Here is a 2,611-nt window from a genome sequence, read left to right as displayed (position 1 = left end):
TAGGTTGATACATGCGGAACGTTAAGCTCAAACACCTTATCCAGATTTTGTTTCCATTTGGTATCGCTGAGCATAGGGTAGCCATAAATCAGATCGACCGTGATGTTTTCAAAGCCGGCGTCCTGGGCGCGCTTTACCGATGATTCGGCTTCCTGCCCCCGATGTACGCGGTTCATCCAAACTAAATCCTCATCAAAAAGCGACTGGATCCCTATGCTGAAGCGGTTAACCGGTGTTTGTCTCAGCGCTTTGAGTTTATCCGGTTTCAGATCATCGGGATTGGCTTCCAAAGTTATTTCGGCGGTGGATGATACAGTGTGCAGTTCGGTAATGGTGTTGATGATCCTGCTGATTTCATCGCCATCCAAAACAGAAGGGGTGCCTCCGCCAAAGTAAATCGTTTCGATGGTTTCACTGTTGAGGTAAGTTTTTTGCAGTTTGATCTCACTGATCAAAGCATGCAGCATTTCGTCCTTATACTTTAACGATGTACTGAAATGGAAATCGCAATAATGGCAAGCCTGCTTGCAAAAGGGAATATGTATGTAGATGCCTGCCATTTTTTATTATCTGTTTATCGTTTTTTCTCTCGTTTCGATTTTACGTTTTCGTGCTTTTTATCGCTGTTTTGGTACTGCAACAATACTTTTTTACCTTGAAAATTAACCAAAGTAACGAATAATTTTATCGTAACGGTGAGATATAAAGCGCTAAGCAACTATTTCAAACCGGCTATTTCCTCATCTGAAAGTATTTTGTTCCATATATACAATTCATCTATTTTTCCATAAAAACCGCCAACGGTTTGCAGCGGAAAGAACAATGTTTTTACTTTCAGGCTTTTTGTTTTGTCGGTATCTGATGGCGTAAAATTATCATAGAGCCTTTCGTGTAATTTACCATTTACATAAAGGGCCGTGCCTTTATTAGTTCCGGTAATAACTATATGGGTCCATGTATTATCGGGTACCGAATAATTAAAATCAAAATTATAACCATCTCTTGAAAAGCCCAGGTTGCCCGTATCGCCCTGCTTTAATTTGATTGTTGAATTGGATGATTTAAAAAGAGCAGCATCGGTTGAATTGTTGACTGCCGGATTGACCCAGAATGAAACCGTGTAATTGTATCCAATTTCTTTATAAGGCAGTTTGGCGTAACTGTCTTTGCCCCCGAAACTCAAGGCGTTTTTATTATACCCTTTTGTGTAAATGGCTTTTTGGAGCCTCACTCTTTTGTCTTTACTATTGAAACCAAAATAGTTAACCAGCGATTGATCGGTGTTACCTATTTTACCCCTGATGTTTAGCGAAGGCCCTTCCCCTATTTTTTTACTGAGCACTGCAAAATCTTCATATTTTGTAACTGTATCTGTGCCTGCCCACATTTTTTCGGATAATACCTGCATTGCCGGGAACACCCGATCGTTCACATCTTTTTCACTGATCCCATTACCTACAATGTCATTCCATTCGGCAAATGAACCGCCTAAAATAGTTGGATCACCGGCCGGGAAACTTACATCACCTATAATAGAAGGTGTCCAGTTTTTGTAAATGTTTTTGATGTCCAGGTAGTCGAAATAGTAGCCGGCTGCGGGGACAATATACAACCAGCCATCAGGTGTGCTGATTTGGTTGTAACCCAGCTTTTTCATTTCAACAGGGTTGGCATAACCATTATACCAGGTGTTCATGGTTACATTTTTTACAGTTATCGGAGTAGTGCCCTGTGCATGGGTTAATGCTCCCCACAGCCTTACACTCTTTCCGAAACTTTGCACATATTTGATAAAGTGATCGGTAAATGCCCGAAAGGCCTCTGCATCTTTTTTAGCATATTCATCAGTGCCAATATGAATTTCCTTGCCTGTAAATACCGGATGATCGCCTGACAAATATTCGCTAAATACGTTTTCAACAAAACTATAGGTAAGTGGGTTATGAAGGTCCAGATGATCCATGCCATATAACTTACTGCCAATCTCCGGTTTTACCTTGGTAAAGGCCAATGAGTGCGTAGGCACATCTATTTCGGGAATGATTTGAACGGCATAGTCATTTGCCAATTGCTGTAAGGCTATGAACTCCTTTTTTGAATAGGAGCCATCTTTGGCAGTGAGGTTGGGGTAGGTGTTATTTTGCAGGCGAAAGGCCGAATATGTACTATCCCAATTATTGTTGAATTGCTTTTTAAATCCGTTATCGTTCAAATGGATTTGAAAATCGTTCATTTTATAATAGGACATCATTTTAACATAGTCTCTCAGAAATTGCAAACTGAAAAATTTACGTCCGTCGTCCAGTACGAAACCGCGTACTTTAAACTCGGGATAATCCCTGGCAATTCCTTTTGGAATTGTTGTTTTTTGCTCAAGCAGTTGTAATAAGGAGCGCGTACCCCAAAACAGTCCCTGGTATTTTACAGCACTGATGGTAACCGTTTTGTTTACTGCCAGGTAATAGCCCTCGCTACCTATGGCTGTATCCGCTTCATGCAGGGTCAAATAAATATCGCCATTGCCGGGTTTGCCGATGGTGATTTTTAAGTTGAACCCTGTTTGTTCATTTATTTCTTTTTTCAGGATTTCGGCCACCTTTTTTAACTCTAC

2 protein-coding genes are annotated in these 2,611 nt (G+C 40.7%); both read right to left on the bottom strand.

Annotated elements, in window-relative coordinates:
• On the bottom strand, window positions 1–560 hold a 560-nt coding region (locus VF500_RS21715; RefSeq protein ID WP_330861687.1), incomplete at its 3' end, for a coproporphyrinogen-III oxidase family protein.
• 158 nt (window positions 561–718) lie between these two features.
• On the bottom strand, window positions 719–2,611 hold a 1,893-nt coding region (locus tag VF500_RS21710), incomplete at its 5' end, for a family 20 glycosylhydrolase (protein WP_330861686.1).

It is taken from the genome of Mucilaginibacter sp., from assembly GCF_036383575.1.
GTDB lineage: Bacteria > Bacteroidota > Bacteroidia > Sphingobacteriales > Sphingobacteriaceae > Mucilaginibacter.
This window is presented reverse-complemented; position numbering and strand designations above follow the sequence as displayed.